The organism is Dokdonella sp. (genome assembly GCF_019634775.1).
GTDB lineage: Bacteria > Pseudomonadota > Gammaproteobacteria > Xanthomonadales > Rhodanobacteraceae > Dokdonella.
On record NZ_JAHCAS010000003.1, the window covers coordinates 183,120 to 199,759 of the forward strand.

The 16,640-nt window shown below is 67.4% G+C and carries 17 protein-coding genes; 7 read left to right on the forward strand and 10 right to left on the reverse strand.

The genetic code is table 11. The annotated features are described in order from the left end of the window. Positions 1–60 precede the first annotated feature (60 nt). Positions 61–801 carry a metallophosphoesterase family protein gene (locus KF907_RS14635; protein ID WP_291221562.1) on the forward strand — a complete coding sequence of 247 codons (741 nt, stop codon included), beginning with the start codon at positions 61–63 and terminating at the stop codon, positions 799–801. Between the two features lie 3 nt (positions 802–804). Beyond that, positions 805–2,265, forward strand: a complete 1,461-nt coding sequence (locus KF907_RS14640) for a bifunctional serine/threonine-protein kinase/universal stress protein (protein ID WP_291221564.1) — start codon at positions 805–807, stop codon at positions 2,263–2,265. A gap of 89 nt (positions 2,266–2,354) precedes the next feature. Here the strand turns inward: KF907_RS14640 and KF907_RS14645 are convergent, their stop codons facing one another. Both KF907_RS14645 and KF907_RS14650 read right to left on the reverse strand, forming a co-directional pair. Further along, complete coding sequence (locus KF907_RS14645) at positions 2,355–2,705, reverse strand: tRNA-binding protein (protein WP_291221565.1); 351 nt, start codon at positions 2,703–2,705, stop codon at positions 2,355–2,357. Further along, a complete protein-coding gene (locus tag KF907_RS14650) occupies positions 2,702–3,637 on the reverse strand; it encodes a hypothetical protein (protein ID WP_291221566.1) in 936 nt (311 codons plus the stop codon). The genes KF907_RS14645 and KF907_RS14650 overlap by 4 nt, the downstream gene beginning before the upstream one ends. A 96-nt stretch (positions 3,638–3,733) precedes the next feature. Here KF907_RS14650 and KF907_RS14655 point away from each other — a divergent pair, with 96 nt between their 5' ends. Further along, positions 3,734–4,147 (forward strand): hypothetical protein, encoded by a 414-nt coding sequence (locus KF907_RS14655; RefSeq protein WP_291221568.1) that lies wholly within the window; start codon positions 3,734–3,736, stop codon positions 4,145–4,147. A gap of 103 nt (positions 4,148–4,250) precedes the next feature. On the opposite strand, the gene dbpA is transcribed toward KF907_RS14655, so the two are convergent. Both dbpA and KF907_RS14665 read right to left on the reverse strand, forming a co-directional pair. Continuing rightward, positions 4,251–5,618, reverse strand: coding sequence for an ATP-dependent RNA helicase DbpA (gene dbpA / locus KF907_RS14660; RefSeq protein ID WP_291221570.1), 1,368 nt, complete (start codon positions 5,616–5,618; stop codon positions 4,251–4,253). 107 nt (positions 5,619–5,725) lie between these two features. After that, positions 5,726–6,091, reverse strand: a complete 366-nt coding sequence (locus KF907_RS14665; RefSeq protein ID WP_291221571.1) for a DUF6164 family protein — start codon at positions 6,089–6,091, stop codon at positions 5,726–5,728. Positions 6,092–6,170: 79 nt separating this feature from the next. Between KF907_RS14665 and KF907_RS14670 the strand changes: the two genes are divergently transcribed. The 4 genes from KF907_RS14670 to yeiP all read left to right on the forward strand — a co-directional run bounded on the left by KF907_RS14670 (position 6,171) and on the right by yeiP (position 10,339). After that, positions 6,171–7,859, forward strand: a complete 1,689-nt coding sequence (locus KF907_RS14670; protein WP_291221573.1) for a hypothetical protein — start codon at positions 6,171–6,173, stop codon at positions 7,857–7,859. Between the two features lie 96 nt (positions 7,860–7,955). Beyond that, positions 7,956–8,843: a pseudouridine synthase gene (locus KF907_RS14675; protein WP_291221575.1), complete on the forward strand. Its 888-nt coding sequence runs from the start codon at positions 7,956–7,958 to the stop codon at positions 8,841–8,843. A 49-nt stretch (positions 8,844–8,892) separates the two neighbouring features. Beyond that, positions 8,893–9,663: an SDR family NAD(P)-dependent oxidoreductase gene (locus tag KF907_RS14680; RefSeq protein ID WP_291221576.1), complete on the forward strand. Its 771-nt coding sequence runs from the start codon at positions 8,893–8,895 to the stop codon at positions 9,661–9,663. 112 nt (positions 9,664–9,775) lie between these two features. After that, a complete protein-coding gene (gene yeiP, locus KF907_RS14685; protein WP_291221579.1) occupies positions 9,776–10,339 on the forward strand; it encodes an elongation factor P-like protein YeiP in 564 nt (187 codons plus the stop codon). Positions 10,340–10,622: 283 nt separating this feature from the next. Here yeiP and htpG read toward each other — a convergent pair whose 3' ends face one another. From htpG to ffh, 6 genes are all read right to left on the reverse strand, one after another. After that, positions 10,623–12,491 carry a molecular chaperone HtpG gene (htpG, locus tag KF907_RS14690; RefSeq protein WP_291221581.1) on the reverse strand — a complete coding sequence of 623 codons (1,869 nt, stop codon included), beginning with the start codon at positions 12,489–12,491 and terminating at the stop codon, positions 10,623–10,625. Between the two features lie 424 nt (positions 12,492–12,915). Beyond that, positions 12,916–13,278, reverse strand: coding sequence for a 50S ribosomal protein L19 (gene rplS / locus KF907_RS14695; protein ID WP_472843883.1), 363 nt, complete (start codon positions 13,276–13,278; stop codon positions 12,916–12,918). A gap of 52 nt (positions 13,279–13,330) precedes the next feature. Beyond that, positions 13,331–14,083: a tRNA (guanosine(37)-N1)-methyltransferase TrmD gene (gene trmD, locus KF907_RS14700; protein WP_291221584.1), complete on the reverse strand. Its 753-nt coding sequence runs from the start codon at positions 14,081–14,083 to the stop codon at positions 13,331–13,333. 24 nt (positions 14,084–14,107) lie between these two features. Then, positions 14,108–14,623, reverse strand: coding sequence for a ribosome maturation factor RimM (gene rimM, locus KF907_RS14705; protein ID WP_291221586.1), 516 nt, complete (start codon positions 14,621–14,623; stop codon positions 14,108–14,110). A gap of 5 nt (positions 14,624–14,628) precedes the next feature. After that, a complete protein-coding gene (gene rpsP, locus KF907_RS14710; RefSeq protein ID WP_291221588.1) occupies positions 14,629–14,886 on the reverse strand; it encodes a 30S ribosomal protein S16 in 258 nt (85 codons plus the stop codon). A gap of 279 nt (positions 14,887–15,165) precedes the next feature. Further along, positions 15,166–16,536 carry a signal recognition particle protein gene (gene ffh / locus KF907_RS14715; protein WP_291221590.1) on the reverse strand — a complete coding sequence of 457 codons (1,371 nt, stop codon included), beginning with the start codon at positions 16,534–16,536 and terminating at the stop codon, positions 15,166–15,168. Positions 16,537–16,640: the final 104 nt, after the last annotated feature.

The following is a 16,640-nucleotide window of genomic DNA, read 5'->3' on the forward strand; positions in this document are numbered from 1 at the left end:
CCCGCGCTTTGCAGGCAGGCTGGGCGGACCAGAGCACCACCGCGAGGACGCCAGCCCGCCATGCGCATCGGCCTGCTTGCCGACCTGCACGCCAACCGCGAGGCGACCGAGGCCTGCTTCAAGGCGCTGCGCAAGGCCGGCTGCGAGCGCTACGTGTTCCTCGGCGACCTGGTCGGCTACGGCGCCGATCCGGTCTGGATGGTCGATTTCGTGCGCGAACAGGTCGCCGCCGGCGCGCTCGCCGTACTCGGCAACCACGACGCTGCTGCGGTCGCGGCCGGCAGCAGCACGATGAATGAGCAGGCGGAAGCGGCGATCGCGTGGACGGCCGCCCGACTCGATGCCGAACAACGCGCCTTTCTCGCCGCCCTGCCGCTCCAGGCACGCGCAGGCGAGCAACTCTATGTGCATGCGAATGCCTGGGCAGCGGACGGCTGGGCCTATGTCGGCAACACGCTGGCCGCCGCACGCAGCCTTGCCGCCACCGATGCCCGCCTGACCTTTTGCGGCCATGTGCACGAACCCGCGCTGTACTTCACCCAGGCGCATGGCGCCAGCCATTTCGCGCCGACGCCCGGCCAGCCGATCCCGCTGATCGCCTCGCGGCGCTGGCTGGCGATCCCCGGTTCCTGCGGCCAGCCGCGCGACCACAACCCGGCAGCGGCCTGCGCCTGGTTTGACCAGGGCAGCGCCATGCTGTGCTTCCTGCGGGTGCCCTACGACCATGAACGCGCCGCCGCAAAGATCCGTGCGGCCGGTCTTCCCGATGCCTTCGCCGCACGCCTGCTGACAGGAACCTGAGCCATGCCGATCGACCTGCGCCCCGGCCTCGACATCGGCGGCTACACGCTGGTCGAACCGCTGCACGAGGGTGGCATGGCCACGCTCTGGCGCGTTGCGCATCCACAACAGGCATTTCCGCTGCTGGCCAAGCTGCCGAACATCGGCTACGGCGAGGGTGTGAGCCGCATCGTCAGCTTCGAAGTCGAACGCATGCTCATGCCCTCGCTGTCGGGGCCGCACGTGCCGCGCTTCGTTGCTGCCGGCGAGACCGGCGACCAGCCCTGGCTGGTCATGGAACTCGTCAGCGGCGAAACCCTGCAACCGCTGCTCGAACAGACCCCGATCGCTGCCGAGCGCGTCGCCGTGCTTGGCGCCCTGGCCGCGCTCGCACTGGATGACCTGCATCGCCAGCATGTCGTCCATCTCGACATCAAGCCGGGCAACCTGCTGCTGCACGTCGATCGCAGCGGTGACGAACGCATGGTCCTGCTCGACTTCGGCCTGTCCCACCACGCCCACCTGCCCGACCTTCTTGCCGAGCAGTTCAGTGTCCCCATGGGCACCGCACCGTACATGGCACCGGAGCAGATCCTGGGCGTGCGCAACGACCCACGCAGTGACCAGTTCGCGCTCGGCGTGACCCTGTACTACCTGGCCACCGGCGAAACACCTTTCGGCGCACCGACCAGCGACGGCGGCCTGCGCAGGCGCCTCTACCAGCCGCCGCGACCGCCGCGCGAGCTGCAACCGTCGCTGCCGCGCTGGCTGCAGGAGGTCATCCTGCGCTGCCTCGAGGTCGACCCCGATGCACGTTACCCGACCGCCGCCCAACTCGCCTTCGACCTGCAGCATCCCGAGCAGGTCGCGCTGAGCGAACGCGCCGAGCGCACCCACGGCGACGGCCTGCTCGGATCTGCGAAACGCTGGCTGCGTGGCTTCCGACTCGATGCCGAGGAACTGCGCGCGCGACCCGCGCACGACGAACCGCGCCCGCCGTTGATCGTCGTCGCCGTCGACCTCAAGCAGGGCGACCCGGCACTCGACACAGCCCTGCTCGACGTCACCCGCCGCCTCGTCGAGACCGCACCGAACGCACGCCTCGCCTGTGTCACTGTCCTGCGCGTGGCGCGGATCGGCATGGACTCGAACATCGACGTCGAAGGCCGCAACCGCCACGTCAAGCGCCTCGTCTCCCTGCGCCACTGGGCACGCCCGCTGAACCTCACCGAGCAGCGCATCACTTTCCACGTCCTCGAATCATCCGACATCGCCGAAGCGATCATCGACTACGCGCGCAACAACGCCATCGACCACATCATCATGGGCGCGCGCGGCATCACCGGCATGCGCCGCCTGCTCGGCAGCGTCTCCGCCCGCGTCGTCGCCGAGGCGAACTGCACGACGACGGTGGTGCGTGCGGCGCGCAACGACGCCGGTCTTCCCGCAGCGGAAGCCATCGATACGACCGACGCCGCGTCGTAAGACGGTTCAGGCCAACCCCGGATGCAATCCATGGCGGCAGCCGCCGCAGTGCCACGACATTGCCCGCGCACGCCCGCCGCGGTGATCGATCACGCCATCCTCGTTCCATTGGGCACCGCGCGCTCGACCGTCGTGATGACGACGCCGTCGTCGGTCGGAAACCCGGTCAGCAGGAACTGTGAGCGGAACGGACCGATCTGCTTTTCGGGGAAGTTGATGACGCCGACGATCTGGCGGCCGACGAGGTCTTCGGCGCGGTAAAGCTGCGCGATCTGCGCGCTGGTCTTGCGCTCGCCGTGCGCACCGAAGTCTGCCCAGACCTTCCAGGCCGGCTTGTGCGCCTCGGGAAACGGCTCGACGCGCGTAATCGTGCCGGCGACGAGCATGACCTTCTCGAAATCGGCCCAGGTGATGGTCGCGCAGGCTGGTTCTTCGCTCACCGCTTCCCCGCCGCTTCGCGCGTAAGGCCGATCTGCACCCAGCCGAGGTTGAGGCCGATGCTGGTCGCGTCGGGATTCGCCCAGGCATAGGCGAGGACGTGGTTGCCGGCGTCCTCGATCAACGAGAGCCTGAGTACCGGCATGTTGCCATCGCGATAGGTCAGGCGTTCGAGGCGCAGCGACCAGCCGGATGGCCGGCCATCGCGCCAGTTCAATGCAGCACGGCCGCCTTCATTGCCGATGCGCAGGTCCTTGTTCATGTGCCAGTCCGTGCTGTCGGCGGTGGCCTTGTCGCCGGCGCCGTTGATCGCACCCCAACCGACGAACCACTGCACGCGGCGCGCCTCGGCGCGCGCGTTCTCGCCTCGTGCCTGGTCGGCAAACAGGCGCACGCGCAGCCATTCACCCGCATGCTCGATCGCCAGTGGCAGCAGCGCGGCCTCGACGCCGATTCCAGGCGCGATCGTCGCGCAGGCCGCGGCATCGGCGCGCGCCTCGAAACCGGCCGCCGTGCGCGTGCCGCGCAGCGCGCAGGCATCCAGCGCGACCCATTGCGCGGCATCGAAGCGCTTGTCGGTCGGTGCATCGGCGACCAGCGGGCGATGCGGTACGACCACGAGCCCGCCATCGGCACCGGCATCGACGCGCAGCAGCCAGGTCGCCTCGAGCGTCGTCGCCGAACGCAGGTGCGTGCGCCAGGCCAGCCAGCCTTCGCGCGGCAGCGGATCCACGCGGAACGCGACGGCCGGCGGCGCCTGGGCAGCGGCGTTCGAAACCTGTTCGTGATTGTCGTAGTCGCCGACGAGCGCAGCGCGCGGATCGCCAGTGGGCAAGGACGCAGCGGCATCGGGGCGCGTCATCGTGTGGCAGCCCGACACCAGCCATGCAGCCAGCACGACCATCGCGAACTTCAGGGCATCGATTCGATTCATGCGACAAGGATAGACCGGCGCACGGTTTCGGCGATATACGGCGCGCCTTCGCCGGCCCGTGGCGGCTATGCTCGCCGTCGAATCCGGGGAGGAAGCATGAGCGATGATATCCTGCGCGCCGACGCGCGCCTGCGCCGCGTGACCTGGATCGCGCTCGCCGTCGCCGCCGTGCTGTGTGTGGTCGCCATCCTCGCATTCCAGCGCTGGCTAGCCGGCATCGCCCCGGACATGCCGCTCGAAATGCTGCAGAAATACATCCGCCAGTTCATTGCACTCACGGTGACCGGCGTTTCCCTCTGTCTCGCCCTGCTCGCCTGGCTCGCGGCACGCGCCGGCCGCCGCGCCGTGCAGGCACGGCAATGGCCGATACCCGGCGCGCGCGTCATCCGCGACACGCCGATCCGCCGCGGCGAACCCGCGCAGCGCATCGGCCGTCAGCTGCAGGTGCTCGCGCTGGTGCTGCTGGTGTTCGCAGCGGGGAGTGCGATGGTGAGTTTGCGCATGTTGTAGCCGGCAATGGGGAATGGGGAATGGTGAAAAGCAAGGCGCCTTTCTTTCTGCTCCGATTCCCTGCCCTTCCGTTTCCCCATTCCCTATTCCACATTCCCGGCTCTCAAACAGCCTGCACCCGCACCTTCCTTCCCTTGATGCCGCCACTGCGCAGGCGTTCGAGCGCCTGGTTCGCCTGCTCGCGACGCACGGCGACGTAACTGCGGGTCGGGAAGATCGTGATGCGACCGACTGCATCGCCGGCGAGGCCGGCGGCGCCGGTCAGGGCGCCGAGGATGTCGCCGGGACGCAGCTTGTCCTGGCGGCCGGCGTCGATGCGCAGGGTCTGCATGGCCGCGGCGGCGGCACGCACCGATCCGGGCAAGCGCGGCAACGGCACCCATGGCAGGCGTGTATCGCCCGATTCGAGCGCGTGCGCGCGCGACATTTCGCCCGGTGCGACCAGGCTGACCGCTCGCCCGCTGCGTCCGGCCCGGCCGGTGCGCCCGATGCGATGGCGATGCACGTCCGGGTCGGTCGAGAGTTCCCAGTTGACGACCAGCGGCAGATCCTCGATGTCGAGGCCACGCGCGGCGACGTCGGTGGCGACGAGCACGCTGCAACTGCGGTTGGCGAAACGCACCAGGGTTTCCTCGCGTTCGCGCTGGTCGAGGTCGCCGTGCAGCGGCAGCGCGGCGAACCCACGCCCCGCCAGCCCGCCGGCGAGATCCTCGACATCGCGCCGTGTATTGCAGAACACCAGCGCCGATGGTGCCCGTGCATCGAGCAGCACGCGCTCGCAGGCCTCGTAGCGCCGCGTCGCGTCGATCTCGATGAAGGCTTCGATGATCGCCCCATCCGCTTCGCCATCGGCGATCGTCACCTCGACCGGATCGCGCTGCAGGGCGCGACTGGTCGCACGGACGGCCTCGGGCAATGTCGCCGAGAACAGCAGCGTCTGCCGCGCCGGCGGTACGCGCGCCGCGAGCCGCTCGATCGATGGCAGGAAACCCATGTCGAGCATGCGGTCGGCCTCGTCGAGCACGAGGATGCGTGTTGCGTCGAACGTGAGCGCACCATTCTCGAGCAGTTCCTCGATACGTCCCGGCGTACCGACCACGACGTGCGGGGCGTGCACCAGTGACGCCAGTTGCGGACGCAGCGGAATTCCGCCACACAGCGTCGACAGCTTGAAGTTCGGCACGAAGCGCGCCAGCGCGCGCAGTTCGCGCGAGACCTGGTCGGCCAGTTCTCGCGTTGGGCAAAGTACCAGCGCCTGCGTTTCGGACCTGGCGACATCGACGCGCGCGACCAGACCGAGGCCGAACGCGATCGTCTTGCCACTGCCGGTGCGCGCCTCGGCGATGACGTCGCGGCCGGCCAGGACCGAGGGCAAGGCAGCAGCCTGCACCGGGGTCATCGTGGCGTGGCCGAGCGCCTCAAGCGCACGCAGCAAGGGCGGATCGAGCGGCAGCGTGCTGAAGGACTCCATGCACACATGATCGCATGGCGTGTGCGCGACACGATCGCCCGTGAACGGGCTCCTGCGAAAGTCCCTGCAGGAGCCTCTTCAGGGGCGATTCCTCGCCAATGTTTGCCTCACCTCCCGATCAACCAGAACGGCCACAGGCTCAAGGCGATCACGCCGGCGATGGCGGCCAGGATCAGCAACACGCGCAGCGGCTGCTCCCGCAACTGCGAACGCCACGTGGGCGCCGTGCCGTCCCGGCGCGCCTCGGCGTATTCGCCGCGCGCGCGCTCCCCACGCGCGACCTGATAGTCGGCCAGCAGCGCCCGCGCGCGCCCCGCTTCGGCTTCGTCGCTGGTCCACAGGGCACCGGCCGAGATGCCCCAGCGGTTCGGTTCGGTCTCGTACCAGGCGACGCCGTTCGCCTCGAACAGTGAGCGCACTTCGTCGGCTTCGTCGTCCGGCACGTGGCGCAGGTTGAGCAGTAGGTAGCGCATGCACGCATGGTAGCGCGGCGCTGATCGGTTTCGCCGCGCGATTCCGTCATGGCCGATGCACCCATCCCAAGGAGCCATCATGAAGTACTTCCACCCTGCCCTGCTCCTGTTCGCCGCCATCGCCGGCACACCCCACGCCAACGCCGCCATATTCACCGTCGGCTACGGACCCGACTGCACGCATGCCGGCATCCAGGCCGCGATCGATGCGGCGGCGGCCAACGGGCCCGCCGAGGACGAGATCCGCGTCGTCGCCAACGAATACACGCTGCAACGCCTCATCATCGCCAACCAATCGCTGGTCCTGACCGGTGGCTGGGGCAGTTGCGCGACCGATGCCGCCGTGGTCGGCGCCACTGGCCTGATCGGTGGTTTCGAAGCCGGAACTCCGGGCACGAATGCCGTGCTGCGCGTGCAGGCCGGTGACAGCACGATCCATACCGTCACCGTGCGCCGTTTCGAACTGCGCGACGGCAGCGGCGGCGCCGACGGCAACGGTGGCGGGATCGATGCCTTCGGCGCACTGCGCCTCGTCCTCGGCGACGTTTCCATTACCGGCAACCACGTCAGCGGTTCCGGCGGCGGAATCTTCCTGCGCGGACCGTCGACCGGCGCCTTCGGCGGCATTCTCGAACTTGATCCCGGCGTGAACATCCACGCCAACAGTGCCGACCTTTCCGGCGGCGGCATCCATCTCGAGCGCGCCTCGGCACGTATCCGCGCCGACCGCACCGCGATTTCCGGCAACCGTGCGCTCTACGGTGGCGGTGTCTATGCCAAGGCCGCGTCGATCACGATCGGACGCGGCGGCGGCGATCCCGATCCACAGAGCGGCGCCAGCGGCCATCGCATCGCCGGCAATCGCGCGCAGGTCGGTGGCGGCGTGTATCTGGAAAACCAGTCGCTGTTCGACGCCAACGAACTCCAGCTCGAAGGCAACGTTGCCAGCCAACTCGGCGGCGGCCTCTACGCGATCGGCGCCTCGCAGGTGCAGATCCAGCGCGACTATCCGAATGCTTTCAAGGTCGAATGCACAGGCAACACCTGTTCGCGCATCGCCTCCAACCAGGCCGGCAACGGCTGTCCCGGCAACGATGGCTTCGGCGGCGGCCTCTATCTCGACGGCAATTCGCGCGCCTACGTGCGCCAGACCGAGATCGTCGACAACTGCGCCTATGGCTCTCCGGCGATCCAGTCATGGGGTCCGCGACTCGATCTCGAAGGCGTGCTTGTCGCCAACAACCGCCTGCGCTGGCGGGAAGGTGCGAACTACACCGGGCGTGCGGCGATCAGCTACGCCTCGCGCACCGGCGGTCCCGACTCGGTCGCGCGCCTGGCCTTCGTCACACTTGCCGGCAACGTCGAAGTGCGCGACGACGGCACGACATCGCCGGCCAACGCGATATCGCAACTCTCCAACTTCGGCGCCTGGACCTTCAGCCTCAATGGCCTGGTGACGGCCGACCCGGTACCGGGCGCGGTCGCCTCGTTCGGTGCCTGCAATCGCCAGAACGTCGCGCTGTCGAGCTTTGCCGATGCGGCCGGTGGCGACTTCCGCCCACGTATCGGCGGCGGCCTGGTCGATGCCTGTGCCGTCGCGGAGTCCAGCCACGAGTATCGCGACCCGCGACTGGTCGTGCGCTGCACCGACCATCCGCAGCAAGCCGATCAGGGCGGCAGTTGCGACATCGGCGCCTACGAGGCAGTCCATCTCGCTCCCGAGGATCGCCTGTTCGCCAACGGTTTCGAGGCCACGCCGATGCCTTGATACGCGCCGGGTGAGGCAGCGGCGGCTTGCATCGCCCTGCCCTTCGGCCAATCCTCGCGAATCCGCTCACAGGTCCGGATCAGGGCCGTCCATCGCATGAAGCGCACTGCCACCATCGAAACCGATACCAGTCCCGCCAGCACCGTGCACTTGCGGCCCGGACCGTGGAACACCGTGTTCGAGGCCGTGTGCGCGCATTTTCCACGCATCCCGGTGGAAACCTGGCGAGCGCGCTTCGCGCGCGGACGCGTGCTCGACGAGGATGGAGCGCCAGTCATCGCCGACCATCCGCATCGACCAGGCCTGTGCCTGCGCTACTTCCGTGAAGTCGAGGACGAGGCGCTGATCCCGTTCGTCGAGTCGATCGTGCACGCCGACGAGCACCTGGTCGTCGCCGACAAGCCGCATTTCCTGCCGGTCGCTCCGACCGGGCGCCATGTCAGCGAAACGCTGCTGACGCGCCTGGTGCGACGACTGGGCAACCGCGATCTCGTGCCGCTGCACCGCATCGACCGCGACACGGCCGGGCTCGTGCTGTTCTCGGCCGATCGTTCGACGCGTGCACGCTACCAGCGCCTGTTCCGCGAGCGCGCGATCGCCAAGCACTACGAGGCGCTGGCGCCGCCGCTGGAACGTCTCGACTTCCCGCTCGTGCATCGCTCGCACCTCGTCGCCGGCACGCCGTTCTTCCGCATGCAGGAGATCAACGGCACGCCGAACAGCGAAACCCGCATCGACGTGATCGAGCGCGGGCCGTCACTGTGGCGCTACGCGCTGCAACCCATCACGGGCCGCAAGCACCAATTGCGCGTGCACATGGCAGCACTCGGCGCGCCGATCGCCGACGACGCGTTCTATCCCGAGCTGCGGGCAGTCGATCCGGACGATTTCTCGCGACCATTGCGCCTGCTCGCGCGCGTGCTCGCCTTCACCGATCCGCTCGACGGCCGGCTGCGGCGGTTCGAGAGCCGCCTCGCGTTGTAGAATGCCGGCCTTTTTCGCGGGCACCGATCGCCCGCCCAGCGGAGGCACGATGCACCTCGATCAGGTCAAGGCCGTCGTCACCGGCGGCGTCTCGGGACTCGGCCTCGCCGTTGCCCGCCACATCGTCGGTCATGGCGGCAAGGTCGTGCTGTTCGACGTCAACGACGACAAGGGCGCCGCCGCCGTCGCCGAACTCGGCGCGGCGAACGCGCGCTACCTGCCCACTGACGTCACCGACGAAGCCGTCGTTGCGGCCAACATCGCCGATGCGAAGACCTTCCTCGGCGGCCTCAATGTCGCCGTCAACTGCGCCGGCATCCTCGGCGCCGGCCGCGTGCTCGGCCGCGAGGCACCGATGCCGCTCGCACAGTTCCGCACAACTGTCATGGTCAACCTGGTCGGCAGCTTCAACGTCGCCAAGGCCGCCGCCGACGCGATGCAAGCGAATGCCGCCGGCGACGACGGCGAGCGTGGCGTCATCATCAACACCGCCTCGGTCGCCGCCTACGACGGCCAGATCGGCCAGGCCGCCTACTCGGCCTCGAAGGGCGGCGTGGTCGGCATGACCCTGCCGATGGCGCGGGAACTGGCCCGCTTCGGCATCCGCGTCATGACGGTCGCGCCAGGCATCTTCTGGACACCGATGGTCGACGGCATGCCGGCGGCCGTGCAGGAATCGCTCAACGCCTCGATCCCGTTCCCCTCGCGTCTCGGCCGGGCTGATGAGTTCGCCGCCCTTGTCGCCCACATCATCGGCAACCGCTACCTCAATGGCGAAACGATCCGCCTCGACGGCGCGGTGAGGTTGGCACCGAAATAGCCGGGAATCGGGAATGGCGAATGGGGAATCGCAAGAGCCCCACCACTCCCGCACCGCGTTCAGTTTCTGCTTTCAACCATTCCCTATTCCCCATTCCCGATTCCCTCCAAAAATGAAAGCCGCAGACATCAAGAAGGGCAATGTCGTCGAACACGACGGCAAGGTCTACCAGATCCGCGACATCGAACGCAGCTCGCCGCAGGGCCGTGGCGGCAACGTCACGTTCCGTTTCGTCATGTACAGCGTGCCGGGCGGCAACAAGCTCGACATCTCGCTGCGTGCCGACGACGACCTCAAGGAAACCGAACTGACGCGCCGTCCGGTCTCGTTCTCGTACAAGGACGGTGACGCCTTCGTGTTCATGGACAACGAGGACTACACGCAGTACACGCTCGACGCCTCGACTGTCGGCGACGCTGCCGGCTACATCGTCGACGGCATCGAAGGCTGTTACGTGCAGCTCATCGACGACGCCCCGGTCGCCCTGCAGCTGCCACAGAGCGTGATCCTGGAAATCGTCGACACCGCCCCCGAACTCAAGGGCGCCAGCGCAACCAAGCGCACCAAGCCGGCCAAGCTCTCGACCGGCATCGAGATCCAGGTGCCGGAGTACATCACCAACGGCGAGAAGGTGTGGGTCAACACCACGACCGGGGAATTCTCGGGTAGAGCCTGACGCTTGCACCGATGCCCTCAGGCATCGGTGCGTCAGGCTCTGGTAAGACAGGATGTCGAACGGGTCGCGTTCCAGGGACGGCTGCTTGGTCCAGTCCCGATTGCGCTTTCACGAGCGCCGTCCAGATCGCCCCTGAAGGGGCTCCTACATCGCTTCGTTTGCCGTAGGAGCCCCTTCAGGGGCGATGCTTTTCGCCATCGCCCGGGTAACGGTTGAATGCGACCCGCGGTGGCTCCAGCATTTTAGCCGCGAGCCACCCATAGGGCGCATCCCCGAAACGGCATCACCCCACCGACGCCCCCAACAAAACCCGGTTCACGCGCTGCACGAAGGCCGCGGGGTCGTCGAGCTGGGCGCCCTCGGCGATCTGGGCCTGCTCGAGCAGCAGCAGGGCGAGGTCTTCGCCACGCGCGGCGTCGTTCTCCGCTTCGAAACGCTTGACCAGTGCATGCGCCGGATTGATCTCGAGCACCGGCGCACTGCCCGGCACGTCGTGACCGGCCTGCTTGAGCATGCGCTTGAGATGCAGGGCCATGTCGTATTCGTCGAGCACGAGGCAGGACGGAGAGTCGGTCAGGCGCTTGCTGACCTTGACCTCGCTGACACGCTCACCAAGCACCTCCTTGAGTCGCGCGACGACGCCCGCAGCAGCCTGCTCGGCGGCCTTGTGCTGCTCGCCGGCCGCGGCATCGAGTTCGATGTCACCCTTGCCGACATGGCGCAGCTTCCGCCCGGAGTACTCGGTGAGATAGCCGGCCATCCATTCGTCGATGCGGTCAGACATCAGCAGTACCTCGACGCCCTTGGCCTTGAGCGCCTCGAGCTGCGGACTGCCCTTGGCCGCGGCGTATGAATCGGCCGTGATATACCAGATCACCTCTTGGCCGACCGCCATGCGGCCGACGTAGTCGTCGAGCGACACGGTCGGCGCCGCGCCGTCGGACTTCGTCGAGGCGAAACGCAGCAGTCTGGCGATGCGCTCGCGGTTGGTCGCATCTTCGGCAATGCCTTCCTTGAGCACGCTGCCGAACGCGGCCCAGAAGGTCGCGTACTGCTCGGTCTCGTCACGCGCGAGCTTGTCGAGCAGGTCGAGCACGCGTTTCGTGCAGGCGCCACGGATACGCTCGACCTGGCGGTTCTGCTGCAGGATTTCGCGGCTGACGTTGAGCGGCAGATCGTCGGAATCGACCACGCCGCGCACGAAACGCAGGTAGGCGGGCAGCAGTTGCTCGCTGGCGTCCATGATGAAGACGCGGCGGATGTACAGCTTCAGCCCCTTGCGCTCGTCGCGCGCGTTGCCGAAGTCGAACGGCGCCTTGGCCGGAACATAAAGCAGCGAGGTGAAGTTCTGGTTGCCCTCGACACGGTTGTGCGTCCACGCCAGCGGGTCACCGAAATCGTGGGTCAAGGTCTTGTAGAACGCCCGGTAGTCGTCGTCGGAGAGTTCACTCTTCGGTTTCGTCCACAGGGCCGACGCGGAATTGATCGTGCCCCATTCGCCGGTTGGCTTGCCGTCTTCCTGCTTGCGCATGCGGATCGGGAAGGCGATGTGCTCGGAATAGCGTCCGACCAGGCTGCGGATCGTCCAGTCCTGCAGGAACTCGTCTTCGTCAGGCTTCAGGTGCAGGGTGACCGTGGTTCCGCGCGCGGGCAGATCGACGTCGGCCAACGAATACTCGCCCTTGCCGTCGCTCTCCCAGCGCACGCCTTGGGCCATGCCGGCGCGACGGCTGCTCACGCTTACACGATCGGCGACGACGAATGCCGAATAAAAACCGACGCCGAACTGGCCGATCAGGTTGGCCTCGCCCTTGCGCTCGCCCAGCGATTCGAGATAACGGCGCGTGCCGGAACTGGCTATCGTGCCAAGATTGGCGACGATCTCGTCGCGGCTCATGCCGATTCCGTTGTCGCGCACGCTCAGCGTGCGCGCCTCGCGGTCGACGCTGATCTCGATGCGCAGTTCGGCATCGTCGGCGAGCAGGTCCGGACTGGCGATCGCCTCGAAGCGCAGCTTGTCGCAGGCGTCGGAAGCATTCGAAACGAGCTCGCGCAGGAAGATCTCCTTGTGCGAATACAGCGAATGAGTGACGAGGTGGAGGACCTGGGCGACCTCGGCCTCGAACTTGCGGGTTTCGGTGGTGACACTCATGGCGGGAGCCTCGGCGACGGAATCCTGGCCGGCGTATGGGGATGCCGCGCGGCGGATTCAATGCTGCAGCGGCGCCAGTGATGCTTCCGACACCCAGCGCAATCGCGGCGCGCTCCCAACCAGGATGGGTTCGCTTCCGGCGGCACCCACCGAGCCGGTCGCAGCTCCCGCCCGGCGAAATCCAGGCAACGTTGCGAAGTGCAGGCAGGCTGTCGAGCCGGCGCAGCGCCGGGCTGCGCCCGCACAGGACGGTGACGCCGTTGCGGAAAGGATCAGAGCATTCCTGGGACAGGTCCGGATGTGGGCGCGCGGAACGTGCCGCGACACACCCAGCCGGTGTGCCGACGCGAAAAAGACGAAGCCGCCTTGCGGCGGCTTCGTGTTGGCGCAGACCTGCTGAAACGGAGGCGAACCCCCGTTGCGGTCAATCCTGACCGGCGTGGACGCTGAGGTCTTCCTTGATGCGCGCGGCCTTGCCCTGCAGGTCACGCAGGTAATAGAGCTTGGCGCCACGCACCGAACCGCGACGCTTGACCACGACCGATTCAATCACCGGGCTGTGGGTCTGGAACACGCGCTCGACACCGGTGCCGTGCGAGATCTTGCGCACCGTGAAGGCCGAGTTGAGGCCGGCGTTCTTCTTGGCGATGACCACGCCCTCGTAGGCTTGCACGCGCTCGCGATTGCCTTCCTTCACCTTGACGTTGACGACGACGGTGTCGCCCGGGCTGAACGCCGGCAGGTTGCGGGTGATCTGGGCGGCTTCGAATTGCTGGAGGAGGTTCATGGCGTTCACCAATGTCGTCGATTGTCTTCGTGCGCGGCCGCAGCCGCCGTGATTATTCGTGTTTCATCCCCGCCCGGTGCTCGCGGCGGAATTCTTCGAGCAGCGCCTGTGATTCCTCATCGAGACTCACACGCGCCAACAAGTCCGGGCGTCGCAGCCAGGTGCGTCCGAGCGCCTGCTTGCGTCGCCAGCGGCGGATCGCCGCGTGATCACCCGACAGCAGCACGGCCGGCACCTCGCCGAACGCGTCGCTGACGGGGCGCGTGTAGTGCGGGCAGTCGAGCAGGCCTTCCGCGAAGGAGTCCTGCTCGGCGGACTGCGCGTCGTTGAGCGCGCCATCCTGCAATCGCCCGACCGCGTCGATCACGACCGCCGCCGCCAGTTCGCCACCCGAGAGCACGTAGTCGCCGATCGAGATCTCCTCGTCGACCATCGCCTCGAGCAGGCGCTCATCCACACCTTCGTAGCGTCCGCACAGCAGGATCAAGCGCTCCCTGCGTGCGTAATCCGCCACTTTTTCCTGGCTGAGCCGCACACCCTGTGGGCTCGTGTACACCACCTTCGCCGGGCCGGCCGCGGCGCGCACCGCCTCGATCGCGGTGCGCAGCGGCTCGATCGCCATCAGCATCCCCGGACCGCCGCCGAAAGGCCGCGAATCGACCGTGCGATGGTTGTCGGTGGCGAAATCGCGCGGGTTCCATGTCCGCACGTCGAGCAAGCCACGCTCCTGCGCCCTGCCGACCACGCCAATCCGGGCGCAGCCTTCGATGAACTCGGGAAACAGCGTGATGACGTCGATGCGCATCGCGCGATGTCCCGTGGTTGGCCGTCAGAACTCCGGATCCCAATCGACCGTCACGCGGCCGGAGTCGAGATCGACCGCCTTTACGCAATCCCCGGTGACGAAGGGCAGCAATCGCTCGCGCCCCGCGTCCCGCACCACCATCACGTCGTTGGCCCCGGTCGCCAGCAGATGCGAGATCCGCCCGAGCGAAACGCCTTCCGTCGTGACGACCTCGAGTCCTTCGAGATCGGCCCAGTAATACTCGCCAGCCTTGGCCTTGGGCAGGAGCGAGCGGCTGATCCAGACTTCGGCGCCGACCCACCCTGCCGCAGCGTCGCGATCATCCACATCCGGCAACTTCGCGACGATGCCCTTGCCCTGCGCCCTGCCACGTCCCCCGCGGATTTCCCGTTCCACCGCCCCCTGCTTCAGCAGCCAGGGCTGGTAACGGAAGATCTGCAGGCGCGGCTCGGTGAACGATTCGAGCTTCACTTCGCCGGTGACGCCGTGGAGCCCGACGATGCGACCGACCAGCAACAGGCGGTCGACCGTTTCCTTCATCCCGCTCAGGCAGCCTGCGCCTGCTTCGAAGCCAGCTTGTAGAGCGCCCTGACCTTGTCGGTGAGCTGCGCGCCCTGGTCGAGCCAGTGCTTCACGCGCTCGGTGTCGAGCTGCAGCGGCACTTCCTTGCCGGCCGCGACCGGGTTGTAGAAGCCGACGCGCTCGATGTTGCGGCCATCGCGCGCATTGCGCTGGTCGGCCACGACGATGTGGTAGAACGGACGCTTCTTGGCGCCGCCACGGGAGAGGCGAATCTTGACCATGGTATCTCTCTGAATATGCAGGAACTTCCGGCGCGAGCGCCGGAGGGCTTCCGGGTCGGACCAAGGGAGCCGCGCATTGTAGCGGCTTCCCGGAAAAATGGAAGCCTCGCAGCAAGTTACGTTGCAGCAGTGAAGTGCGAGGGGGCAGACGTCGGGCCGAGGAACGACTGACGGGGAACGGCGATCGCGCGTCATCCGGCCTGGAATAGTGGTCGACCCGATTTCTGCCGGCGCCGGCCGTCCTGCGTCACCCGGCGATGTCCGGATCGCCGCCCCGCTTCACCTGGGGAACCCACCACCGCCAAGGCCGCCCATCGCCCCCTTCATCTGCCGCATCAGGCCCTTGACGCCACCGCTGCCGATCTTCGCCATCATCTTTTCCATCTGCTGGTACTGCTTGAGCAGGCGGTTGACGTCGGCCGGCTGCATGCCGGAGCCGCGGGCGACGCGGGCGCGGCGCGAGCCGTTCAGCAGGTCCGGGTGGCGGCGCTCCTTCTTCGTCATCGAGTTGATGATCGCGATCATGCGCTGCACTTCGCGGTCGTTGACCTTCGACTTGACCTGCTCGGACAGCCCCCCCATGCCGGGCAGCTTGTCCATCAGCGAAGCCATGCCACCCATGCTGAGCATCTGCTCGAGCTGGGTACGCATGTCGTTGAGGTCGAAACGCTTGCCCTTGATGACCTTCTCGGCCAGCTTCTGCACCTTCTCCTGATCGACCTTGCGCTCGACTTCCTCTACCAGCGACAGCACGTCGCCCATGCCGAGGATGCGCTGGGCGATACGGTCCGGATGGAATGGCTCGAGCGCGTCGGTTTTCTCACCGGCGCCGATGAACTTGATCGGGCGGCCGGTGACATAGCGCACCGACAGCGCGGCACCGCCGCGCGCATCACCGTCCGTCTTGGTCAGCACGACACCGGTCAGAGGCAGCGCCTCGGCGAAGGCCTTGGCGGTGGTCGCCGCATCCTGGCCGGTCATCGCGTCGACGACGAACAGGGTCTCGATGGGGTCGAGGAAGCCGTGCAGGGCCTTGATCTCGTCCATCATCGCCGCATCGACGTGCAGGCGACCGGCGGTGTCGACGATCAGCACGTCGGCGAAGTTCTTCTTGGCCGCATCGAGCGCGGAACGCGCGATCGCGACCGGATCCTGACCGCCCTCGGACGGATGGAACAGCACCTCGACCTGTTCGGCCAGCGTGCGCAGCTGCTCGATCGCCGCCGGACGGTAGACGTCGCAACTGACCACCATGACCTTCTTCTTTTTGCGCTCGCGCAGGAAACGCGCGAGTTTGGCCACGGTGGTGGTCTTGCCGGCACCCTGCAGGCCGGCCATCAGCACCACCGCCGGCGGTGCGGCAGCGAGGTTGAGGTCGGTATTGACCGAACCCATGACCAGGGTGAGCTCGTCGCGCACGACCTTGATGAGCGCCTGCCCCGGAGTCAGGCTCTTCATGACCTCCTGGCCGATCGCGCGCACCTGCACGCGCTGGATCAGTGCCTGCACGACCGGCAGGGCGACGTCGGCCTCGAGCAGGGCGATGCGCACCTCGCGCATCGACTCGCGGATGTTCGCCTCGGTCAGGCGGCCTCGGCCGCGCAGGCGGTCGACAGTCGCGGAAAGGCGCTGGCTCAGGGATTCGAACATGATCGTGTCGATGCGGCAGAAAACCGGCCGCGGAGTATAGCAGCGCGCCCCTGCCCACCTCGCGCGGGACGCGTGAGCGATCGTGACGCATTCCGGACCGTGGG